The sequence below is a fragment of the Allopusillimonas ginsengisoli genome, from assembly GCF_004153455.1.
GTDB lineage: Bacteria > Pseudomonadota > Gammaproteobacteria > Burkholderiales > Burkholderiaceae_B > Allopusillimonas > Allopusillimonas ginsengisoli.
Genome location: NZ_SDQE01000007.1, coordinates 174,779 through 197,746 on the forward strand (window position 1 = coordinate 174,779; position 22,968 = coordinate 197,746).

20 protein-coding genes and 1 pseudogene are annotated in these 22,968 nt (G+C 55.8%); 6 read left to right on the plus strand and 15 right to left on the minus strand.

Annotated elements, in window-relative coordinates; genetic code table 11:
• Positions 1–83 precede the first annotated feature (83 nt).
• The 5 genes from ERE07_RS13965 to ERE07_RS13985 all read right to left on the minus strand — a co-directional run bounded on the left by ERE07_RS13965 (position 84) and on the right by ERE07_RS13985 (position 4,728).
• The gene (locus ERE07_RS13965) at positions 84–725 is read right to left on the minus strand and encodes an amino acid ABC transporter permease (RefSeq protein WP_167670902.1); all 642 of its coding nucleotides are present in this window, start codon (positions 723–725) and stop codon (positions 84–86) included.
• Positions 725–1,408, minus strand: a complete 684-nt coding sequence (locus tag ERE07_RS13970) for an amino acid ABC transporter permease (protein WP_130009640.1) — start codon at positions 1,406–1,408, stop codon at positions 725–727. Before ERE07_RS13970 ends, ERE07_RS13965 begins: the two co-directional genes overlap by 1 nt.
• Complete coding sequence (locus tag ERE07_RS13975; RefSeq protein ID WP_130009641.1) at positions 1,405–2,862, minus strand: xylulokinase; 1,458 nt, start codon at positions 2,860–2,862, stop codon at positions 1,405–1,407. Before ERE07_RS13975 ends, ERE07_RS13970 begins: the two co-directional genes overlap by 4 nt.
• 14 nt (positions 2,863–2,876) lie before the next feature.
• On the minus strand, positions 2,877–3,599 hold the full coding sequence (locus ERE07_RS13980) for an HpcH/HpaI aldolase family protein (protein ID WP_167670903.1): 723 nt from the start codon (positions 3,597–3,599) through the stop codon (positions 2,877–2,879).
• A gap of 328 nt (positions 3,600–3,927) precedes the next feature.
• Positions 3,928–4,728 (minus strand): DeoR/GlpR family DNA-binding transcription regulator, encoded by an 801-nt coding sequence (locus tag ERE07_RS13985; RefSeq protein ID WP_167670905.1) that lies wholly within the window; start codon positions 4,726–4,728, stop codon positions 3,928–3,930.
• A 158-nt stretch (positions 4,729–4,886) separates the two neighbouring features.
• On the opposite strand from ERE07_RS13985, the gene ERE07_RS13990 reads away from it, so the two are divergent.
• Together ERE07_RS13990 and ERE07_RS13995 are read left to right on the plus strand one after the other, a co-directional pair.
• Complete coding sequence (locus tag ERE07_RS13990; protein ID WP_245153714.1) at positions 4,887–5,582, plus strand: TetR/AcrR family transcriptional regulator; 696 nt, start codon at positions 4,887–4,889, stop codon at positions 5,580–5,582.
• Positions 5,583–5,678: 96 nt separating this feature from the next.
• The gene (locus ERE07_RS13995) at positions 5,679–6,374 is read left to right on the plus strand and encodes a sigma-70 family RNA polymerase sigma factor (protein ID WP_130009644.1); all 696 of its coding nucleotides are present in this window, start codon (positions 5,679–5,681) and stop codon (positions 6,372–6,374) included.
• Between the two features lie 46 nt (positions 6,375–6,420).
• On the opposite strand, the gene ERE07_RS14000 is transcribed toward ERE07_RS13995, so the two are convergent.
• The 5 genes from ERE07_RS14000 to ERE07_RS14020 all read right to left on the minus strand — a co-directional run bounded on the left by ERE07_RS14000 (position 6,421) and on the right by ERE07_RS14020 (position 11,504).
• Positions 6,421–7,338 (minus strand): MBL fold metallo-hydrolase, encoded by a 918-nt coding sequence (locus ERE07_RS14000; RefSeq protein WP_130009645.1) that lies wholly within the window; start codon positions 7,336–7,338, stop codon positions 6,421–6,423.
• Between the two features lie 72 nt (positions 7,339–7,410).
• Positions 7,411–7,890, minus strand: coding sequence for a carboxymuconolactone decarboxylase family protein (locus ERE07_RS14005; protein ID WP_130009646.1), 480 nt, complete (start codon positions 7,888–7,890; stop codon positions 7,411–7,413).
• 348 nt (positions 7,891–8,238) lie between these two features.
• Positions 8,239–9,015: an MlaA family lipoprotein gene (locus ERE07_RS21720; protein ID WP_167670906.1), complete on the minus strand. Its 777-nt coding sequence runs from the start codon at positions 9,013–9,015 to the stop codon at positions 8,239–8,241.
• Between the two features lie 641 nt (positions 9,016–9,656).
• A complete protein-coding gene (locus ERE07_RS14015) occupies positions 9,657–10,250 on the minus strand; it encodes a TetR/AcrR family transcriptional regulator (protein ID WP_130009648.1) in 594 nt (197 codons plus the stop codon).
• Between the two features lie 276 nt (positions 10,251–10,526).
• A complete protein-coding gene (locus ERE07_RS14020; protein ID WP_130009649.1) occupies positions 10,527–11,504 on the minus strand; it encodes a GlxA family transcriptional regulator in 978 nt (325 codons plus the stop codon).
• Positions 11,505–11,695: 191 nt separating this feature from the next.
• On the opposite strand from ERE07_RS14020, the gene ERE07_RS14025 reads away from it, so the two are divergent.
• From ERE07_RS14025 to ERE07_RS14035, 3 genes and pseudogenes are all read left to right on the plus strand, one after another.
• Entirely contained in the window at positions 11,696–13,807 is a 2,112-nt protein-coding gene (locus ERE07_RS14025; protein ID WP_130009650.1) for a TonB-dependent siderophore receptor, read from the plus strand.
• Entirely contained in the window at positions 13,804–14,652 is an 849-nt protein-coding gene (locus ERE07_RS14030; protein ID WP_130009651.1) for a DJ-1/PfpI family protein, read from the plus strand. The genes ERE07_RS14025 and ERE07_RS14030 overlap by 4 nt, the downstream gene beginning before the upstream one ends.
• A 26-nt stretch (positions 14,653–14,678) precedes the next feature.
• Positions 14,679–14,774: pseudogene (locus ERE07_RS14035) on the plus strand (DUF1641 domain-containing protein); the annotation flags it as partial.
• Positions 14,775–14,915: 141 nt separating this feature from the next.
• Here the strand turns inward: ERE07_RS14035 and ERE07_RS14040 are convergent.
• The gene (locus ERE07_RS14040; protein WP_130009652.1) at positions 14,916–16,097 is read right to left on the minus strand and encodes an acetate/propionate family kinase; all 1,182 of its coding nucleotides are present in this window, start codon (positions 16,095–16,097) and stop codon (positions 14,916–14,918) included.
• A gap of 446 nt (positions 16,098–16,543) precedes the next feature.
• Between ERE07_RS14040 and ERE07_RS14045 the strand changes: the two genes are divergently transcribed.
• Complete coding sequence (locus ERE07_RS14045; RefSeq protein ID WP_130009653.1) at positions 16,544–18,910, plus strand: phosphoketolase family protein; 2,367 nt, start codon at positions 16,544–16,546, stop codon at positions 18,908–18,910.
• An 18-nt stretch (positions 18,911–18,928) separates the two neighbouring features.
• On the opposite strand, the gene ERE07_RS14050 is transcribed toward ERE07_RS14045, so the two are convergent.
• The 4 genes from ERE07_RS14050 to ERE07_RS14065 form a co-directional block, all read right to left on the minus strand.
• Positions 18,929–19,774, minus strand: coding sequence for an MBL fold metallo-hydrolase (locus tag ERE07_RS14050; protein ID WP_245153716.1), 846 nt, complete (start codon positions 19,772–19,774; stop codon positions 18,929–18,931).
• 244 nt (positions 19,775–20,018) lie between these two features.
• Positions 20,019–21,005 (minus strand): ABC transporter ATP-binding protein, encoded by a 987-nt coding sequence (locus ERE07_RS14055; RefSeq protein WP_130009655.1) that lies wholly within the window; start codon positions 21,003–21,005, stop codon positions 20,019–20,021.
• A complete protein-coding gene (locus ERE07_RS14060) occupies positions 21,002–22,024 on the minus strand; it encodes an ABC transporter ATP-binding protein (RefSeq protein WP_425330984.1) in 1,023 nt (340 codons plus the stop codon). Before ERE07_RS14060 ends, ERE07_RS14055 begins: the two co-directional genes overlap by 4 nt.
• Positions 22,025–22,056: 32 nt before the next feature.
• Positions 22,057–22,959, minus strand: coding sequence for an ABC transporter permease (locus ERE07_RS14065; RefSeq protein WP_245153717.1), 903 nt, complete (start codon positions 22,957–22,959; stop codon positions 22,057–22,059).
• Between the last annotated feature and the right edge of the window lie 9 nt (positions 22,960–22,968).

Genomic DNA, 22,968 nt, shown 5'->3' on the forward strand with positions numbered 1-22,968 from the left:
TGGGCTGCTGGGCACCGTGAATCGACGCCTGGTTTCATGTGACATCGATACTAAAAACTCAGCGTATATGGCTCCGCGTCCCATCACTTCGCGAAGCGAAGCTCCAGCTTCCGGCTATACCGGGAAATCGGCCAACACAAAACAAAATACAACAAGGCCACAAGCGAAAACACAAGAAAGGGTTGAAATGTCGCGTTGTTGATGATCTGGCCCGTGCGCGTCAACTCAACAAAGCCAATGATGGATGCCAATGACGTGTTCTTGATCAGCTGCACCAGATAAACCACGGTGGGAGGAATTGCAATTCTCACCGCTTGCGGAAGCACAATCAGAAATACCCGTTGCCAGGATCTCAGCGCCAGTGCCTGAGCGGCTTCATCTTGCCCACGCGGAACAGATTCGATGCAGCCCCTCCATATTTCTCCTAGAAACGCCGCCGCATTCAGTGACAGGGCGAGCGCCGCAGCTGTCAAGGGGTCCACGGAAACGCCCAATATGCTGATGCCGAAGTAAACCAGGAACAACTGCATCAACAGCGGAGTACTTTGAAATATGCGGATATATAACAAGCACACTATGCGGAGCATTCGACCGCTGGAGGTCCTGCCAAGCGCAACGATCAAGCCCAGCGTGCCGCCCCCTAAGATGCCGATGACAGACAGCAAAACCGTCCAGCGCAAGGCCAGTACCAACGATGCCATATCGAGCCATTCAAATGCGCGCATCAGGATTTGCTCCTGGACAGGTTACGGGCCTGAAAGATCCACCTTTCGATGAGCGAAAAAAGGCCTGAAAACGCAACGGCCATCACAAAATACAGCGCCGTCGCCACGATATAGACTTCAAAGCTTCTGAAAGAGCGTGACTGGATGTCATTCGCCGCGCCGGTCAACTCGGAGGCGCCTATAGTCGACATCAATGAAGACGCCAACAGCAACAGAATGAACTGGCTGCTTATCGAAGGAAAGACAGCGGCGAGGGCTTGAAACAACTCAATCTTCAAAAAGATCTGCCAACGAGTCATGCCCAGGGCCTGGCCCGCCTCGATTTGACCTTTCGAGACCGACTCCAGGCCCGCACGTACGATCTCGGTGGCATAGGCCCCTACGTTGACCGAAAGTGCGATCAACGCAGCAGTGTTCGAATCCAGACGCAGCCCAAGCCATGGCAGTCCAAAGAAAATGAGAAATCCCTGAACAAGCAAAGGGGTATTTCGGATGAGTTCGACATAGAACGTCACAAGCCACCCTAATGACCTGGACGATGTCATGCGCAGTACGGCGCAGATAATCGCAATCGCAAGCCCGATCACCATGGCGGATGCAGAGAGCTGCAACGTCGTCACAACGCCGTTTAGTAACTGATCCCAGTTTTGCCAAATCTCCCTGTATTGAAAGTTGTAGTTCATACCCCCTCCCGGCCTTGAGGGATGAACGTAGGCTCCAGCGCAGAAGCAAACTCGAGGTAGCGGCGAAAATTAACGCAATGGATTTCGTGCTCAGACATTTCAGGTGTGAAAATCCTGTCGCTTGTTGAACAAGCACGGGCCGCTGCGGCGCGATCCGGCCATGCACCTAACGCCAGGCCGGCAATGACACACAGCCCTATCGTCGTCAGCTCGTTGTCCTGAAAACGAGTCAGTGGCAAACCCAGTACGTTTGCCTTGATCTGGCAAAGAACATCGTTACGAGCCAGTCCGCCTGCAACGATGGCGCGGTTAACCTCGACCTGCTGATCTTTTAGCGACCGAATAATGTGCAACAAAGAGTATGCAAGGCCCTCATAAACCGCTCTTGCCATCATGCCGCGGCTGCTGGCATCCAGCGACAAGCCGAGCATAGCCCCACGCGCATACGGATTCCATAAAGGAGTACGTTCACCAGCGAGATAAGGCAGGAAAATCGGACTGTCTATCCTCGCTTGCGTCTTGCTTATTTCTTCGTCAATAACTTCAAAGCTATCTGAGAAAAGCTCTTTGCGGGCCCATTCCAGGGTTCCACCAGAGGACGCCGTCGATCCTCGGGCCAGAAATGCACCGGAAGAAAATGGCACTGAATATACTCTTCGCTTTGAATCGGAAAGCGGTGTGGTGGAGAGAACGCCGAATGATGTGACGGTGCCAGACAGATCCAGCGCGTCGCCAGGATCCTTGATGCCGCTGCCGATATAGGCCGTCTTGCTGTCGAACGTCGCTGCAACGACAGGAGCCGGAGGCAATCTATATCGCTCGCAAAGATCGGCCCCCAGTGGGCCAATGATCGCGCCTATCCCGACCAAATCACCGAAGACTCCGTCCCGCACACCTAGCGTTTCGCGTACGGCATTGTCATAGAGACGGAGTGCGGTGTAGTAATTGAGAGTATGGCAGCCTGTCAAATACCAATTGATCCATCCCGTGGCGTCCAGCAGATGCCGCATGCGTGCAAAAACTTCAGGCGACTGATCTCGTATACGCAGATAATGTGGCAGAGGATCCGGGATATAAGCGCGCAAGCCGTACGGATTCGCACCGGAATGACCAGCGACGATTTCTTCAACCTGACCCAAATAGGACGAACTACGTTTATCCGGATACATGGCTGCCGGCGTCAAGGCCTGACCGTCCTGACTCAATGCAACATAACCAGCCAACGGCGCGGCAACGGCTATCGCATCCGGCCTCAACCCCTCACGTCCGGCCTTGTACAACCCCTCATCCAAAAGAGCGGCCCATTGCTGAGAAGACTGTTCAAAAATATCACCCTTGATGAACGACTCGACCGGCGCCGACCATTCCCACAGTCGCCCGCCCGTGCTGTCGATAACGCTGAAGCGTAGGCTTTGAGTGCCTAGGTCGATGGCCAAGAAAGAGAGCGCGTTCACAAGTACTCTTACCTTCAGGCCGCGTGGCTGGCGCCACTTCGCATTCTGTTGAAAAAACTGGCATTTTGCTTCATGCCACTGATCACCTGGCCACGGTCCGAGCCCATCGCAATGAATGAATAACCCAAATCGCGGTAAGCGGTTGCCTGCTGATCATTTCGTACCAGAACCCCCGCAATCTTCCCGTGACTTTTAGCTACCACGGCAACCTTGTGGATCGCCGCCAGATATTCCGGACTGTCGTGACTCACCCCCAAATCAATACTCAGATCCAAAGGTCCAACAAACAAGACATCAATGCCATCAACAGCCGCAATATCTTCGATCTGATCCATGGCCTGTCGCGACTCAATCTGCGCGACGATGAGCAAACCGTCGTTCACACTCGAGATGTATTGCTCATACACCGCACCATAACCGCTTGCACGGGTGGTCTGGGCAACGCCTCGGTTGCCCATGGGATGAACCCGGGCCATATCCACAATCTGCCTGGCCAACTCCGGGGATGTTACGTTAGGCACCATCAAGCCAGCAGGCCCCATATCCAGCACGCGCTTGAAAATGCTTGCTTCTGCCTTGGGTACACGCACGATGGTCCCACTGGACGAGGCGCCCAGCGCCTGCATTTGATGCATCAAGTCACTGTAGTCGCCGCAGCCGTGCTCCATGTCAATCAGCAGCCAATCATATCCAGCCTGTCCGGCGATCTCCGCAGTTATGGCGGACCCGAGACTCAACCAGGCACCTCCGTATAACGCCCCAGTCAGGACCTCACTACGCATCCACATCATCATGTCACCTTCAAGTACACAAATTATCTTATTGATTGACGAAAAGATCGAATACCAACGAGAACGTCATATTTTTATTCATTTCTGAACATATATGAATTTAAATGAACATTCAGATGGTGTAATTAGGTGTAGTCACCAATGGACAAATTGATTCATTTAATTGCCCATCAACCATGAAAAGTAAAAAACCCTTGCGGCGCTAAGCTAAGGCCGCAAGGGCTGCCGCCAACAAATTGGAAAGCTGTCGGCTACATGAACGAAAGGCAGATCCTCACATCGGCGCCACAATCACCCGCGCCCCAGCATCAGACAGGCAACGCAGCCATTCCCCTTCATCAGGCAATGCGTCCGTAACGACAGCGGAAGCTTGAGACACATGCGCAACTTTGACCATGGCATTACGATCGAATTTGCTGTGGTCAGCCACTACGTAAGCATTACGTGCACAGCCAAGAATCGCTTGAGTAACCGGCTCCTCCTCCATCGTGAAATCCAGAATATCACCGGATCGGGATATGGCCACGACACCCAAAACAGCATAATCAAGATGAAATTGTCGGATGAAATCGGCGGTAGCAACCCCTGCCAATGCCCTATCAGCCACCCGTACGCTTCCACCACTCACGATGATTTCCACACCCTCACTGGCGCGCATAATATCGACCACGTTCAGATTGTTGGTGACAACCCTCATATTTCGCTTTTTCACCAACTGCATTGCCACCGCCTCGGCGGTCGTGCCGATGTCTATGAAGACGGATGTTTCATCACGAACTTCCGCTGCAACCGCCATCGCTATTCGTGTCTTCTCGCGAGAAAGGGAGTCGCGCCGGGTTTCATACGGCAAATTCACAATGCTTGAACGGAAGGCCGCCCCCCCATGAAAGCGCGACAAAATGCCCTGGCTGCATAGATAATTGATATCCCTGCGGATCGTCTGGGTCGTAACTCCCAGGCGTTCAGCCAAGGCATCGATTGTCACAAAACCATGCTGCTTGGCGCACTGCACAATGTCCAGCTGACGCGGAAGCAGTTCCGATGCGGCGGGTGGGAAACTCGTTGATTGGTTCATAAACAAATTACCTGACCTTTTGCTTTTTGTAGTCCCGCAAAGTATATGCGCGGCATCTGTAGGCTCACAATATGGCAGCAAGAAACTCAACCTGGCGCAAATACTGGGACGCAAGTAGATTGAAACCGAGCCCATCAAAGAACAAGTAAAATTCAAGCTTGTGCTACTGGCTTTTCCGATCGCCATCCATTTCACAAAAAAAAATCATTGACGATAATCGACTGGTCATTTATATTTATCACTACCAATCATCAGATTACACTATGTCCAGACGTCCCAATCCAGAGATTCTCAACCGCCTTCTCACCGACGGCGGGCGCCTGGTGCATAAGGTCGGGTTCCATGCGTGTGGCGTTCAAGACATAGCGGCTGCGGCGAACATTCCCAAGGGATCCTTCTACAGTTATTTCGATAGCAAGGAATCATTTGCATCTGCCATATTGCAAGCATATTGGACTGATATTGAAAATCGTCTGGGTCCCGTACTGTATGACGCACGCATAAAACCCTTGGCGCGCATTAAACGTTTTTTTGAACTACTTGTGGACGAACACGCGTTGAATCAGTTCGCAATAGGCTGTCTCATAGGGAACCTCTCCCTGGAGCTGGCCAATAACAGCAACGAAGTACGAGCAACCTTGGCGCATATTCTGGGAAAATGGGAAGCTGCGTTAGCCTTTTGCATAGGAGAAGCCTCCAGCAAAACGGGCGTTTCCAAACAGCGAGACGCGCACAAGCTGGCCGCGATCATCATAGAAAGCTGGGAAGGCGCGGCATTGCGGACCAAGGTAGAACGCAATAGCAATTCGTTTCAGCGTTTTCTCAACACGACATTACCGCTCATTCTGGAGTGATTTATCTAGTTTTTTTACTCCATTTAAAGACGACTGGTCATTTATATTTGTCGCACAGCTCAGTGCCTATGTTTGATTTTTGAAGGAAAACTCCCCATGTCCAGCATCCCTTCAGGTGTCACAAATAGGCGAGCTACAGGCGCCGATAGCCACACTTTCAATCGACTTCGCCGGCGACTGGAAAAAATTGCCTGCCGCATGCTCGGATCACTCGCCGACGCCGAAGACGTCGTTCAGGATGCCTGGCTCAGATGGAACGAGGCTGCCGGGCCAAAGATCGACAATGAGGAAGCTTGGCTGGTCTCGGTCACCAGAAGGTTGTGCATTGATAGATTGCGTACCCTCAAGATCCAGCGTGAATGCTGTTCAGAATTATGGCGGCGCGGATCTCAGATGACAGAATTGCCCGCAACGCCCCAAGAAATCAACGAGCGCGCGGATGATATGTCAATGGCATACCTGGCCTTGCTGGAACGACTCTCGCACGAAGCACGCGCGGCCTTTCTCATGCACGAGATTTTTGATACCGATTACGACCAGATAGCTAAAACGCTGCATAAAAATCAAGTGGCATGCCGGCAACTGGTAAGCCGTGCAAAGATACAGTTGCGCGGCGAACAGCCGCGCTTTACTGTGTCTCAGGAAACCTATCACTATCTGCTTAGTCTATTCGTCCAGGCACTCCATCGAGGAAGCCCCGATGAAATCAGTGCGTTCCTGGCCGAAGATGCTGTGCTGATGGGTGGCAGGGGCGAACAGACAGCGCCCTTCACAGAACAAGGTGGTTCATAGGACGAATACGGGCGTGCTGTTTTGTTCTACCCTGCCCCATCAGCGGTCAGTATTCCCAGAAGACCGGCACCCAACGAAAAGCGGCGCCGTCGACTGCCACCCGGCCTACAGATGGAAACGGCAGATGAGTCGCCACCAGGAGCCCGCCGGTCGCAGCCAGTTCCTGTAAAAGGCTCACCCGGACACGTACGGCTTCTTCGGGGTCGTGCTCGAAACCGTTATGCCAGTCGGGGTGGTCAAACCCGACCGGGAACACGGCATCGCCTGCAAACGTCAATCGATCACCACCAGACTCCACGCGGACGACGCTGTGTCCCGGGGTGTGACCGCCTGTGCGACACACAACCACTCCCGGCGCCACTTCGTACTCCTGGTCGAACACCCGCAGTTGGCTGCGGTATTCGTCCAGGAAGCGCCTGGCGGCAGACCGAAGCACGTTCGGCACTGGAGAAGGCATGGAGGTATGGGAAAAATCCGGCGACGCCCAAAACTTCACCTCAGCGGCAGCCACATGAATCCGCAAGTCCGGACGCAAGCGTTCTTTCACGCCGTCGACAAGCAGCCCGCCAACATGGTCCATGTGCATATGGGTAATCACTATGTCGGTGATGGACCCAAGATCAATGCCGGCAGCCGCTAGCCGCAAGGGCAACTGCCCCGCCCGCGGGAAGTCCGGGTATTCCACGCCCAGTCCAGCGTCGATGAGTATGTTCTGGTCTCCGCTGCGCGCCACAAGCACATTCAGCGGCCAGCCAAACGCATCGGGCGGCAGAAACATTTCATCCAGCCAGGTCGCCCGATCAGCCGGGTCGGCATTGGTGGCCATCGTCGCGGTCGGCAGCGAAAGCACTCCATCGCTGACCACCAGCACATCAATCTCGCCGATCCGCACCGCGTAACGCGAGGGAACCAGCTCGTCATATTCCGATTCGACGGTTTGTATGGTGTTTTCTACGTTTAACATTATGAAATCCTCCAGAGAGACGGCCCGATTGCACGGGCCAAACCAGCCTGCGAACTGGCAGCAGATGGCCGGTCAGGCGAGGTTGGCTTTGTCCAGGCCGAATGCCTTATCAGCCGATCCCGGTACGGTCTTGAATGCAACATTTGCACGATTCCAGGCATTGATGGCCATGACATCGAAAGTCAGATCGGACAGTTCTTTTTCGCTCAATTGAGTGCGTACGCGCTCGTAGAGGTCGTCCGCTACGCCATGTTCAGGCAGCTTGGTCAGTACCTCAGCCCAGGCCAGCGCAGCCCGTTCGCGTGGCGCAAAGAGCGAGGATTCGCGCCACGTTGCCACGTGATGAATACGTAGCTCCCGTTCTCCGTGAATGCGTGCTTCTTTTACGTGCATGTCGAGGCAAAACCCGCAGCCGTTCAATTGAGAAGCGCGAATGGACACCAGATCGCGGATTGACGTCTCGATAGTGCTGTTCTTCAGCGTATTGCTGAAGTCCATGAACTTCTTGAACAGCTCAGGGGATTGTTGAATGTAGTTGATGCGCTGTGTCATGATTGCTCCTGATGATGATGAGGGCAGCACCCTGGTTGGAGGGAACTGGTCACGGCAGTAGGCCGCATGTCGTCATCGTAGGCAGCAAGGGGGCGAGGCGGTAGACCTGCGGACGGGCTCACAGTGTTGCCTGATACGCACCAAAGCGGGGAACTTGCTTAACGTTACGTATCAGGCCAGATCATCGAAACAGACATCTTGCGTAGATCTATGGTGCACGCGCTCAACGCACACTCTCCGTTCATTGGCGAGTATGGAGGCGACACGCCCGGGATTCACGAATAAAAATGGGACACGGGAAAGTAACCAGATTGATTGCAGGCAACGAACTCAGTTGAATCACGCCGATCACTTCTCGTTAATCTGGTGGCTGCGCCTTTGCATCCACGCATCGCGCACAAACGAATACTCATCCAACGCCTCTGCGCGCATCTTTTCCAACGGCAAAGCGGCGGAACGCATGCTGCCTATCTTTATAATCGTGACGGCCATGCTGATCCCCTTATCGTCGATGTATCCCGTAGGGTTCAATGGAGAGTCGCCAAATCCACTAATGGCGTCTCGTACTGTCTTGGGTCCCATAAGCGGCGCGACGAAAAACCTTGAGTCCTTCCACCCCCAGACGGCCAGTGTCTGACCCAGATCTTCGTTGGCGCGATGAAGCTCCAGCTTGCTCGCCGGATCGAAGATGCCCCCAACGCCCGCGGTAGTGTTGACAACAAAGCGACCAAGCGTCCTGGCAGCGCCGATCGGTCGACCCTGCAGAAGCTGGTTAATCAAGGTCCGGGGCTCCTCCAGGTTTGCGAATACGGACGTTACGTGTCGCTGCACGACATCCGGCACCACCGTGTCGTAAGCCACGCCAACCGGGCGCGCGATGTATTTGTCGACTTTCGAGTTGAACTTGTACATCCGACGGTTATACCCCTCCCATGGGTCATTGACTCTCATGGCGTAGCGGTCATCACCATCTATTTCAGCGCTTTCGTCAAGATTAACCGCCACTGCCGAGGCGGCGTCTGGCGCACCCGATGTGCTGATCGCTGGTGGAGGCCAATCCGCTTTGCTGATGGCCTGGCTCGCATCGAGCGCCTGCCCGCCATCGCGCATTGCTGGGGTCGTCATGCCGTCAGAAGCCTCATCTGGCGGCGCAAGGCTATTCGTTGAAAAGGTGACGAGCGCCAAAGCGTGGTCTGCTGAATCGGTAAGCGACAATTCAGGTGAGGATCGCGTCACCGATGAATCGGCTGGGGTCTGATGCCTGACGGCGTTGCTAGCGCATGCAGTGTTACCCAGAACGATCGCAGCGAGTACGAGGAATTGGATCAATCTCGAAGTGGAGCTACTCAACCAAGGCGGGAAAACACTGGAATTGCCGTAAGCATTGGCAATCGGGCTCGGTTCGCTTTCAGTGATCGCCTGGATGACGGACGACGTCCGTACTGCTCCCGCCAAGTCGGTGGAGAACCGATCACTATCCGCGCCGTGAACCGCCGTCCCGGTCGCGAGGCCATGCAATACCCGAACAATACTGGGTTGTGTAGAGCGGCCTGAGCATGCGCGTACAAGGGTCAATCGATTCATACTGAAGCTCCACATTAGGATACATTGACGTATCTTAATGAGTAATTCAGTCATTCGTCAAGATACATATATGCGTCTTATTTGTGACTGGCCGATGACATGGCGATATCACTGCGGGATTGTTCTGGAGTGCATCGGAGAATTTGCGCATCATGTACGCCAAATCATCACTGTCGTATGCGTCAGCCCGTCCGTACAAGTGGCAGGAAAATCGCGTCGACCCAGTTGGCGCGCAAGCGCTTCGACGGAGCTGATCGGTTCATCAGCACATGGTGGCGGATGAGATCGCTTAAAAGCGATTCAATTGGCGCAATAAGCTTAGCTGGATCAATTTCACCGCGCGCCACGCCTCGGCTCAAGATCACGCCTAAGTCGGGGGGCCGGCCCTCATTCAACGCCTTGCGCAGGGCCTGCGGCGAGGCGTACGTCTCGCGAAAAGCCTTATTCAGTGATACTGAGAAAACAACGTCAAGAAACGGTATAAGATCGCTGAGGCGATCGAGATATTCCAAGAGCTCCTTGCGCACACTGCCCCGATCCGGAACATCGAGCGGGTGTTTGGCTAACTGCCACTGGATTGCCGCAATGGCCAGCAGCGCTTTTCCATTCCAACGTCGCGCAAGCACAGAGCGACTCGTGCGAGCACGCGTCGCCACGGTTTCCATCGTCAAACCCGCATACCCATGCTCCGCGAGTTCGGCCCAGGCAGCTTCAATAATCGCCTCGTCGAGTTCAGGCCCGCGACGGCGAGTCTTTGTCGAACTGGAGGATTGCATCAACGAGAACTCCTACGGAATTTTTCCTTAGTGTATGCCAGATGAAATGCACTCCTGGTTGACCTGCCCAGTTAAGCGCAACATCGCTATCCACGCTGATTCAGTCATCGCACCCTTATTTGCCTATCCAATTCCACACGCGGCATAAGGATGACAGGGATGAACGCACGGCGGCAGTGTCCGCAAAACTCAAGCTGGATAAGTGCTATGTGTATATAGATTCGGCGCGAGTGTCACAACGTTCTAACAAAATCCCTGACCAGCCACAACGTCCAGCTATTCACGACCGCTGTGACAATGCAACTGCCTGAAAAGCTGCGGGGTCATGCCAAAACGCCGGTCGAACGCTTTCGAGAGCTGCGCACCGGTGGAGTAGCCAGTTCGCGCCGCGATTTCCTTAATCGTCATACCCGTCGCGAGCAGGCTGCGAGCCTCGTCCAACCTCAACGTTTCTACAAAACGCGCAGGTGTCTCGCCTATGCTTTTAATAAAGTGACGCACGAATGTGCGCTCGGACATGAAGACCTTTTCAGCCAGACGCGGTACATCCAGCTGCTTCGTGAGATTTTCCCGCATCCAGTGGACAAGCGCAGCGAACGGCGCATCCGCGTGGGATTGCGCGCTTAACACCGGGCTGAACTGCGACTGATAGCCGGGCCGGCGCGCGTAAAGCACGAGGCGCTTGGCGACGGCATTGGCCACAGCATTGCCGAGGTCTGACGCGACCATTTCGAGACTCATGTCTATCCCAGTGGTGACGCCTGCAGAGGTCCAGAGCCGCCCATCGTTAACGAAGAGTGACTGCTGATCGACATCGGCATCCGGCCATCGCGCCGCCAGATCGGCGCAGGCCGACCAATGCGTGGCGACACGTTTTCCATCGAGAAGGCCAAAGTGTGCAAGTGCGAACGAACCCGTGCAGACGGAGCCGTACCGGCGTGCCTTCTTGCTGACCAACATCGCCCATTTACGCACCCGTTCGTCAGCCGCCAGGGACTCGAGACCGATGGCGTTTCCGCCGGCAATCAGCAAAGTGTCAACGGAATGCGGCGACAGATCAGTGATGGAGTGCGCCATCAGCGTGACGGAACTGCTGGTCTGGATTGCACCACGTTTCGCAGCAAGAATGTGGACTTTGTAGTAGGCGTTGCCTAGTGCAAAGTTGCCCGCCTCGAACACTGCAGCCGGGCCGGTAACGTCGAGCACCTGACAATCAGGAAACACAAGGATCGCAATATTGTGTGGTTTTGACATTGGCAGATATTAGCTTTCTATTGTCATTTATGCCAAGAGAGGCATCGCTAAACTGAACCTGTTTTTAAAAGTAAGTAAAGCGCCATGAACTCTTCCTTGTGCATTCACTCCTCGCCTTTTTCCAACTTGACACCGACAGGCCTCGCAAGTTCAGAGAAAGTGCCCAGCGCATGCATGATGCCGAGTCACGCATGATGAATAGATTGGCGACCGTCGCTGTCGCTTCGTTCGCAGCATTGGGCGCTCCCCTGCATGCGCAGGAGACTATCTCCGCTGTCGATACGACGACCCTGTCGGCGATCAAAGTCACCGGCGCCAGATATCACTTTTCGGCCTCGATCACCGAGCTCGATTCCAGCTCCGCGACGCGCACCGATACGCCCTTGATCGAAGTGCCACAGTCGGTGCAGGTGCTTCCTCATGCCTTGATCGCGGCGCAGGACGCCCGCACCCTGTCCGACGCCCTCGTGAATGTGTCAGGCGTGACTCCCAGCCAGCCAGAAGAGAATCTCTTTGTCGCGCCTATCGTGAGAGGCTTTCCCGCCGAGATCTATATGGACGGATTGCCCATGTACAGCTCGGGCGCCGCCAACAGCCCGACAAGTCTTGTCGGCATCAAGCGGATCAACGTGCTCAAGGGACCCACCTCAACCCTGTATGGCGGCGGCCAGGGATCGCCTCTGGGAGGTCTCATCAATATCGAGTCCGAAAAACCGGAGGATGAGGCTGGCGGGTATGTAGCGATCCGCACCGGAAGCCAAGGAACCGTCAACCCCTACTTCGATCTGACCGGACCGTTGACCTCGACGACCAATGCGCGCATTGCGGGCGAGTATCAACGCAATGGAAGCTGGATCGATAAGGTTAAGGGGGAGCGATGGTCAGTGCAGCCCAGCCTATCGTTCCAGCTCGCTCCCAAAACGGTTCTGCAAGTTCAGGGACAGTTCAACCACAGCAGCCAGCTTGAATACTCAGGCTTGCCCGCTGCCCAAGCATTGGCTGGCGAGCTTGACCGCTACGCCTTTCCCGGTGCGCCGGTTGGTCAACCGCGCACCCAAAACGACAGTCAACTGGCAACCGTCAAGCTCCGGCACGAGTTCAGCAATAGTTTGCGGCTGGCTGCCACGGGCCGCTACTACAACAGCAGGGTTCCTGAATACGGCAGCTTCATCTATCCAGAACTCTACCCTCCCAATCCGGCTACGCCGACTACTTATCCCATTCTTCCTCTCAACTTACTGACCACCACGTCGGAAAGCGCGCTTGACGTCAATGTGTTGGCGAAGGTCGACGTGCTGGGGGGTTACCACGAAATACTTGCGGGCGCCAGCTATGACCACACCAACTTTGCGAGCGATATGAGATTCGATGGCGTCCCCGTCGGTTCGATAGACCTGGCCAGTCCGGCCTACGACCTCAAGTTCGGTGTACCAACGCCTGTCAACCTCACCCAGACCAACCGCTACCAGACGACCGCGGCCTACTTGCAGGACCAGGCGACTTACGGTCGACTGCACCTGACCGGTTCGCTGCGTTACACCCAACTTCATCTCCGCGAAAGAGAGCAAGGAACCAACGAAACCTATCACCACGTCTCCCCAAGAATTGGAGCGAGCTTCGACCTCGTACCTGGCGTCGCGGCATATGCCGCTTATGCGACCGGATTTCGGGGCGCATTCAGCTATATCGGGCTCGAGCCCCCAAAGCCGGAGACCTCGCGCAATATCGAGGGTGGTCTGAAGCTGGCGCTCGAGGACATCGGCGTGTCTGGCACGATCGCGGTATTCGAGCAAACACGCAATAACGTCGCCACGCCTGATCCGACCAATCTGCTCTATTCGATCCAGAGCGGCCAGCAGCGAGCGCGTGGCTTTGAGACGGACCTGGTCTGGGAACCCGTACCGGCCTTCTCCCTGCTCCTGAATTATGCATACACTCGCGCCGAAGTAACCAAGAACAATGCCATTCCGATGGGCGACACACTGCCGCGTGTGCCAAAACATAGCGGGCGTATTGCTGCCAGGTATCGCGTGCTGAGCGGGCCTGCCCAAGGGCTATCGTTCGGAGCGGGCATCACCGCATTCAGCGCTCGCGGGCTCACCCTGCCGAACACGGTTACCACTCCGGGCTACGCGCTCGTTGACGCACAGGCGGCATATACCTTCGACAAATACACGATCACGCTCTCTGGCGTGAACCTGGCAAACCGTCACGCCTACGCCCCCTACCAATACCTTTCCTTCCCGGTTGTGATGCCAATCCAACCACGTTCTGTCTATTTAACCTTAAAGGTAGAAATATGATTGATACCGACCGTCGCAATCTGGTTCTAATGGCGCTGCTTAGCCCTTTATCCGCGGCGGCCACCGCTAATACCAAGGCGATATCGTCCGCTACTGGCGAGCCCTATGTGTATGCGCCCGATAGCGTGGCGCATTGGACAGGGGACGAACAGATAGGGATGCTCATCTACCCAGGGATGACCATCATGGATCTCATCGGGCCACAAAGCATGTTTGCGTCGCTCATGGGAGCAAAAATCTATCTCGTCGCGAAGTCGCTTGATCCGGTGACCAGCGACGCAGACGTGACAATCTTGCCGACCGCGACCTTCGACACCTGCCCCCGCGACCTTACCGTACTGTTCACGCCGGGTGGCACGGACGGCACACTTGCCGCAGCGTCCGATCCCGACACCCTCGCCTTCATGGCTGACAGGGGTGCGCGGGCGAAGTACATCACAAGTGTATGCTCGGGGTCGCTGGTACTCGGCGCGGCTGGATTGTTGGACGGCTATAAGGCGACCTCGCACTGGTCATGCAGAGATGCCCTATCGGGATTCGGCGCTATCCCCATTGATGCCCGCGTCGTGCGAGACCGCAACCGCTTCACAGGCGCTGGCGTGACCGCCGGACTGGACTTCGCTCTTGCCATGGTGGCGGAACTGCGCAGCCGTTTTTATGCTGAATGTACCCAGCTCATGGCCGAGTATGATCCCCAGCCGCCGTTCAATGCTGGATCAGTCAAGACAGCTCCCGCAAAAGTGGTCGCTGACATGACCCACCTGCTCGAGGACTTCACGACCAAGGTCGATGAATTGGTGGCGGCAACCGCTAAAAAGGGCCTTCCTATTCAGCGGATCGGGTAAAAACAACAAATTAGGGACAATGCGAACCGGATGTCAGGCGCGGCCTGGCTTTTATGTTGGCTATGGCAGGAGTGCTGGGGAAAGGGCTTGCGCATGACGGCCTGGACTACACCAAAGACTGAATAGCGCGTGCCTGGCATGAGTGTGTTGCCGTTCTCATCGGAAGATTCCGGCGGTGATTCAACGGGCCGGCTCAGGTCCGGGCGCATCCTCCCCACGTGATGTTAAAGGGCGAACCAGACGCCAGTCCGAACCGGAAACGCCTATTCCGTTATTCTGTCGAGCGTCTGGCGAGCAATGACCACCTCTTCGTTTGTCGCCAGCACATACACGGCGATGGCGCTATTTGAGGCTGAAATACAGCACGCATCGGCGACATTGCTTGCGGCGTCGATTGTGATTCCCATCCAGCTCAACTGCTCACAGATGCCGGCGCGGATCACTGGCGAGTTCTCCCCGATACCTGCGGTAAAAACCAGCGCGTCAAGACCGCGGCTCGCCACGCACAGGCCTGCCAGGCTTTCCGCGACGCGATAAATAAAATAGTCCACGGCGAGCTTTGCAGCGCCCGACGCCGAGGCCAGCAGATCCCGGATATCACCGCTCAGCCCCGACAGGCCCTTGAGGCCTGACTCGTTATAGAGAAGATGCTGAACTTGCTCAGGGGTGTATCCCTGTTTCAGCATCCATAACACCACGCCCGGGTCCAGCCGTCCGGGACGCGTGCTCATCGGCAGACCATCCAGCGCAGTGAAGCCCATTGTGCTGTCCACACTGCGGCCATCTATCATGGCGCACGCCGATGCGCCAGCCCCCAAATGCGCCACGATCACCCTGCCGCGGGCGACTTCGGGCCAATCGTGCCGTAGCCTCTGCGCGATATAGTCATAGGACAGCCCATGGAAACCATAGCGGCGTATACCCTGCTCGTGCAGATACTGGGGTATGGCAAAGCGCTGCACAACCTGGCTATGTCCTTTGTGAAACGCCGTGTCGAAACACGCGACCTGCCTGACATGCGGCCACAGCGCCCTGATGACACGGACCGGTGCGAGGTTGTTGTGCTGATGCAGGGGCGCCAAAGGCGCCAGTGTCTCCAGTTCCCCGAGAACCTCGTCATCGAGGATAACGCTCTGAGCATAGCGCGGCCCACCGTGAACGATTCGATGCCCCACTGCAATCGGCGCACGGTCTATTTTGCGGCGCAACCAACTCAACAACAAGTCCTGCGCCAGGCGCAGATCAGCCGCGTCGATCGAGGGCACCGCGTCATCGACCAGAATGGCCCCGTTCTCGGCCTTCACGCGAAAAGTAGGCTCTAAACCACCAATTCCCGATATCTGCCCACCATAGGCGAACGCCAATGAGGTTGCTGTTGGAAGTCGATAGACCTGAAACTTCAGGCTCGAGCTTCCGGCATTGACCACAAGCAATATGTCCGTCATGTGCGCACCTTGAAGGCGGCGAGCGCGAGTGAGACCGCTGGCCGCTTAGCAATTCACGGTTTGCCGGCGCGCTCCGATGCCGACGCCACATGACACATGCCGATGACAGCATGATCTTTAAGCTGTTTGCATTGATGCGCAAGACATACCCGGCTGCCCTCCCCCCTCTTTCCAGAGGCTCAGCATAGCGTGATGAGTTGATCTGTGTCAGGTTTACAAAAGAACGCTTCTTAAAGTGCTTTGCGATATGCAAGAATCAAACTTGTGGGGCGCGATTGCCGATAGCCCATGCATTTCAACTACGCCCGGGGGAGATACTGCATACTACCACCAGGGCGCCCTGGCGAACTCACGCTGACAAGACCTTTCTGATGCAAGCGCCTTCGTCGCTCAACGATTCGTCTGCATGGACCGCCCAACTCCCTGAGCGTAATGGAGAGATCGACATGACTTCACCAAGTAAGCGTCAGGATCTGCAATTGCTGGATGCCTACTGGAGGGCGGCGAACTTCCTTTCGGTAGGTCAAATCTATCTCCTGGATAATCCCTTGCTCAGGCAACCGCTGACTATCGATCATGTCAAGCCCAGGCTGCTTGGCCATTGGGGAACCTCTCCCGGCCTGAACTTCATCTATGTACACCTGAATCGCGCCATTCAGAAGCATGACATCGATATGATCTACGTCTGCGGCCCAGGACATGGCGGCCCGGCCATCGTCGCCAACACTTGGCTGGAAGGGACATACAGCGAAGTCTATCCCGCCGTGCCGCAGAACGAGGCGGGAATGCTAGCCCTGTTTCGCCAGTTCTCGTTTCCAGGCGGCATTCCCAGCCATGTTGCGCCGGATGTTCCCGGCTCGATCAACGAGGGCGGAGAACTGGGGTATTCGCTTAGCCACGCCTATGGTGCCGCGTTCGACAATCCCGATCTCATCGTTGCCTGCGTAGTGGGTGACGGCGAGGCCGAAACCGGGGCCTTGGCGGCATCGTGGCATTCAAACAAGTTTCTGAACCCCCGCAATGATGGAGCGGTGCTCCCCATTCTGCACTTGAACGGTTACAAGATTGCCAATCCTGCCATCTTGGCCCGCATCGCTCATGACGAGTTGGGTAATCTGTTCAAGGGCTATGGCTACCATCCGATTTTCGTAGAAGGTAGCGATCCGCTGACCATGCATCAAGACATGGCTTCCGCCCTTGACGAGAGCCTGGCGCGCATACAGGCCATACAGCAGAGTGCACGCAATAGGGCCGAGATAACTCGCCCGGCATGGCCCATGATCATCCTGCGCAGCCCCAAAGGCTGGACTGGGCCGAAGGAAGTGGATGGACTCAAAACAGAAGGCTTCTGGCGTTCTCACCAGGTGCCTTTGGCCAACTTAGCCAAGTCCAAGGATCACTTGCGGCTGCTGGAACAATGGATGCGTAGCTATCGTCCGGAAGAGCTATTCGACGAGGCCGGACGTCTGCGGCCGGAATTACGGGCCCTGGCGCCCAAGGGCAACCGGCGCATGAGCGCCAATCCTCACGCCAATGGAGGACTGCTGTACAAACCGCTGATTCTGCCTGAACTGAATGAGTTTGCGCTGAAGGTACCCTCGCCCGGCGAAGCGACGGCCGAGTCAACGCGAATCATGGGGCAGTACCTTGCGGGCGTGGTTCGAGCCAATGCCTCCCAGCGCAACTTTCGCCTGGTGGGTCCGGACGAAACCACGTCGAACCGGCTTGACGCGGTCATTACCGAAAGTTCTCGCGCCTGGATGGCCCAGATGCTTCCCGAGGACACAGACCTGAGTCCCGAGGGCCGAGTACTCGAGGTCTTGTCAGAAACCACGTGCCAGGGTTGGCTGGAGGGCTATCTGTTGACTGGGCGTCATGGCATGTTCTCGTGCTATGAGGCTTTTATTCATATCGTCGATTCCATGTTCAACCAACATGCGAAATGGCTGGATGCATGCAGCGACTTGCCCTGGCGTAAACCTATTGCCTCTCTGAATTACCTGCTGACCAGCCACGTATGGCGGCAGGACCACAACGGGTTCAGCCATCAGGATCCAGGGTTCATCGATGTGGCGCTTAACAAGAAACCCGGCATCGTAAGAGTGTATCTACCGCCTGACGCCAACACACTGCTGTGGACCACGCGTCACATCCTGAGCACATGCAATCTCATCAATATCGTCGTCGCGGGCAAACAACCCTCTCATCAATGGCTGTCGCTCGATGCCGCGCAGGCACATTGCGCACGGGGTCTGGGAAAATGGGAATGGGCCTCCAACGATGAGGCAGACGAGCCCGATATTGTTCTTGCCTGCGCAGGTGACGTCCCAACGCTTGAAACGCTGGCTGCCGTAGGTATTCTGCGCGAACACCTTCCAAAGCTGAAAATTCGCGTGATCAACGTGGTCGATCTGATGACGCTGCTGCCGGCCGAGGTACACCCACACGGGCTGCCTCGTGAGCAATTCGATGCGTTGTTCACGGCGGATCGTCCCGTTGTCTTCGCCTATCACGGCTATCCCTGGACGATTCACCGTCTGACCTACCGCAGCACGAACCACGACAACATCCACGTACGCGGCTACCAGGAAGAAGGGAGCACCACGACACCCTTTGACATGACCGTGCTAAATCGCCTGGATCGGTTCCATCTGGTGTGCGATGTCCTGGATTACGTTGCAGGCCTGGGCATCGAGGCTGACAACTTGCGTGAGGTGATGGTGCACAAACTCAACACACACTCCCAATACATTCGCCAGCATGGAGAAGACATGCCCGAGATTCAAGAATGGAAATGGGACGCGGGAAAATAAACCCCACCGTCACTAGAACTAAGCGGCGCTATAACTCACCGGCACCCACTCATACTCCGTTCCCATATGCCGAATGTGGCCGAGTCCTGGGAACGAAATGTGCGCCGCGGCAACCATATATCTTTGCCGTGCCGCGTCGGCCAAAGCCGATTCGCGTTGCGTCCGCGCGCGCTCGGCATCGCTGTCGAACTGAATGGTAACGGACGGGTCGGCAAGCTGGATCGGGGCGAAATGAACCGTGTCGCCCCATATAACCAGCCTTTGCCCTTTGCTCTCCACCGAATAAAAGGTATGGCCCGGTGTGTGGCCCGGTGCCTCAATAGTCCGAATCCCGGGAAAAAGTTCGGTTGCACCATTGAAGGGCGCCACTTTGCCAGAAATATGATAGGGCGCCATCGAGGCGCGCCCCTGTGGAAAAGAGTGCTGCTGATACGCTGGCGCATTTGCCTCGGCTTGAGCATCAGACCAATGATCGAGCTCGGCCTGATGCACGTGAACGACCGCGTTGGGAAATACTATTTTTTCATCAATCACCAAGCCGCCGGAGTGATCGGCATGCACATGGGTTAATAACACATCGTTGATTTGCCCTGGCTGATAACCAGCAGCACGAAGATTGGCAAGCAGTTGCCCTCCTCCCCCTCGTGAAGCGAACAACTCTCCAGCGCCGGTATCTACCAACACGACGCGAGTTCCGGTATCGATGAGAAAGGCATTGATCGATACCTCGACCGGCAACGATTGAAAATTGCGCGTTATCAAGGTTTGGATCTGCGCTTGCGTGATGTTATTCAGCACTTTGTCGAGTGCAAGAGAAACAGTACCGTCGGACAGCGCCGTCACGACAAAATCGCCAAGTGCCATCCGATAAAAACCGGGTGCCTGCGTGCGTAGCAATGGTGTTACGGAGTTAGCAATGGTTGGCGCCGAGGGTACTACGCAGTGCTCAGATGCCGCTGCGAAGATAGACGCACACAGGCAAAGCGGGCGGAATCTCATGATTTATCGTTCACTAATAAATTGCGGGCTAATGCCAGCAGAAATGGTGGCGGACTTTGACGACTGTATCAACTGAAAATAGAGTTTATATAGCATCGCACAGAATCAACTACCGGAAATGACAAGCAACCAGATGCTCTACACCGTTAGAAGAAGGGCGCTTTGTCAGTGGAGGAACTGTTGTCTTACAGATATCCCTCGCCAGAGGGCAACGTGTGTGAAAACAGCAACCTGATGGCGGGTTCGCGGGGCTCGGCGGATCGCCATTCAGCAATATGCGCACGGCCGGTTTACGCGGATCTGGCACAGGAGCGGCCGAAAGCAAAACTTCTGTATATGGATGCAGGGCAGCCGAAAACAGAGTATCGCGATCCGTAGTCTCCACAATATGGCCAAGATACATGACCGCCACGCGATGGCTGATGTGCCGAACCACCGCAAGATCATGCGCCACGAACAGATAGGCAATCCCGAATTCAGCCTGAAGGTCCATCAGCAGGTTCACAACCTGAGCCTGAACCGACACGTCAAGCGCCGACACAGGCTCATCACAAACGATGAGCTTGGGATTCACCGCAAGCGCACGCGCAATACCCAAGCGCTGTCGCTGGCCGCCTGAAAACTCATGTGGATACTTGGTTACCGCTTCAGGGCGCAGCCCGACTTTGCTAAATAGCCATTCAACCCGCTCGCGCTGCTCGGGACGAGACATTCGCCCAAAATTTTTCAAAGGCTCGGCAACGATATTGCCCGCCGAAAGGCGAGGACTGAGCGACGCGTACGGATCCTGGAAAATGATCTGTATATCGCGTCGATGTGCTCGCATTTCCTCGTCGCTTAATACCAGCAACTCTTGACCTGCCAGTCGCACCGAACCCGAGGTCGGTTCGACCAATCGCATCACGCATTTAGCTGTGGTTGTTTTGCCGCAACCAGATTCGCCAACGAGGGACAAGGTTTCACCTGAGGCGACGTCGAATGAGACGCCACTCACCGCTTGGATCGGAGCTCGCGATTTACCCAGCCACTGCCGAGGAAAGAGATAGTGCTTCTTGAGGTTCTCGACTCTGAGCAATGGTTGTTTGGATGTGGTCATGCAGTGACGCTCTCTTTCAGATTAATGCGGCCATCCTCGACCGCGAAGCACGCTACGGCATGGTCGTCGCCCGGCATCGTGAGTTGAGGTATCGCACTGCGACAGAGATCATCCGCATAGGCGCAGCGGGCTGCAAACGAACAACCATGCCGTGGCTCTTGTGGGGAAGGAACCATGCCCGGAATCTCAGTCAGGCGCCGGCTGTTGACACTCATGGAAGGCATGGACTTCATCAAAGCACGGGTATAAGGATGCAGTGGTCGGTCGAACAAGTCGAACACTGAAGCCTCCTCAACTTTGCGCCCAGCGTACATTACGGCAACACGATCGCAGTTTTCCGCGACCACCCCGAGATCGTGGGTGATCATCACCACCCCCATTCCAAGCTCCTGACGTAGCCTGCGGATCAAGTCGAGGATCTGTGCCTGGATCGTCACATCGAGTGCGGTAGTCGGCTCGTCCGCAATCAACACCTCTGGATTACAGGCTAGTGCCAGCGCGATCATCACACGTTGACGCATGCCACCGGAGAGCTGATGGGGATACTCATTGACGCGTCGTTCCGGTTCTGGGATCTGTACCAGACGCAGCATCTCGATGGCGCGCCCGATCGCCTCGGCGTGGCCTGCGCCCTGATGTACCTGCACAGTCTCGGCAATTTGCCGCCCGATCGACAAAACAGGATTCAATGAGGTCATCGGCTCCTGAAAAATCATCGAGATACGATTGCCGCGAATCCGGCGCATCTCTTTTTCGCTCAGACTCAGCAACTCGGTGCCGCGCAGTCGGACTTCGCCGCGAATGCGGGCCGGGGGTGTGGCCAGCAGGCGTAGAATGGACATCGCTGTAACACTCTTGCCGCATCCAGACTCACCGACTACGCCCAGCGTTTGGCCTGAGCGTACAGTGTAGGAAACTCCATCAACCGCCCGTGCGGGCCCGGTCAATGTATCGAAACTCGTGTGCAGGTTCAGAACTTCGAGCAGCGGTTCGCCGTTAACGAGTGGAGGCCGAGGCATTAAGGACAGTGTCATAACGAAAGCTCCCAGCTTTACAGTTGACGTGATAAACGTGGATCAAGCGCATCGCGCATGCCGTCACCGAGCAGGTTGATTGCCAGCACCGTCGTAGCCAGCAAGATTCCCGGATACAGAATGAGATGAAAGTCCACGGCTATGAAATTGCGGCCTTCGGCAATCATGTTCCCCCAACTTGGTGTCTGTGCCGGGACGCCAACGCCGAGAAACGATAGCGCTGCTTCGATCAGCACCGCTGACGCAGCCACGAAAGTAGCCTGAACGACCAACGGCGCAATCATGTTCGGCAAGACATGGCGAGCCAGAATCATCGGCAAGCGTGTGCCGACGGCATGAGCTGCCTCGACATACTGCTGTTCGCGCAGCGTTAGTGCAAGCGAACGTACCAGCCGTACCATACGAGGAATTTCTGGAATGGTGATGGCGGCTATAACAGTAGTCAGATTGGGCTGCATGATTGCCATCAATGCGATTGCAAGCAGAATGCCGGGAATCGCCATCAATCCATCCATCAATCGCATTACAAATACGTCGGTACAACGCACGAAGCTCGCGAGTAATCCCAGCAGTACACCCAGTACCGTGGTAAGGATAGCCACCGACAGCCCAACGATCATTGACACACGACCGCCCCAGATGGCGCGGCTAAACACGTCTCGGCCTAGTGCGTCTGTACCGAGCCAGTGTTCGGTCGACGGGTGTTGCAGGCGTGCCAGCGGGTCCATGTCTCGTGGATCGTAGTTGGAGAGCCACGGCGCGGCGATTGTCAGCGCCGCAATGAGGACCAAAATAAGCACACCGATAATTAGCGTCGGACGCTTGCGTGCCCAATGCCAACGGGCCGGCACAAAGGGTTCATCTTCCGGTTCGGGTATTATTAGTGTCATGGTTTGGGCAATCGACGAAGTGTTGGTCATTGTGAAAAC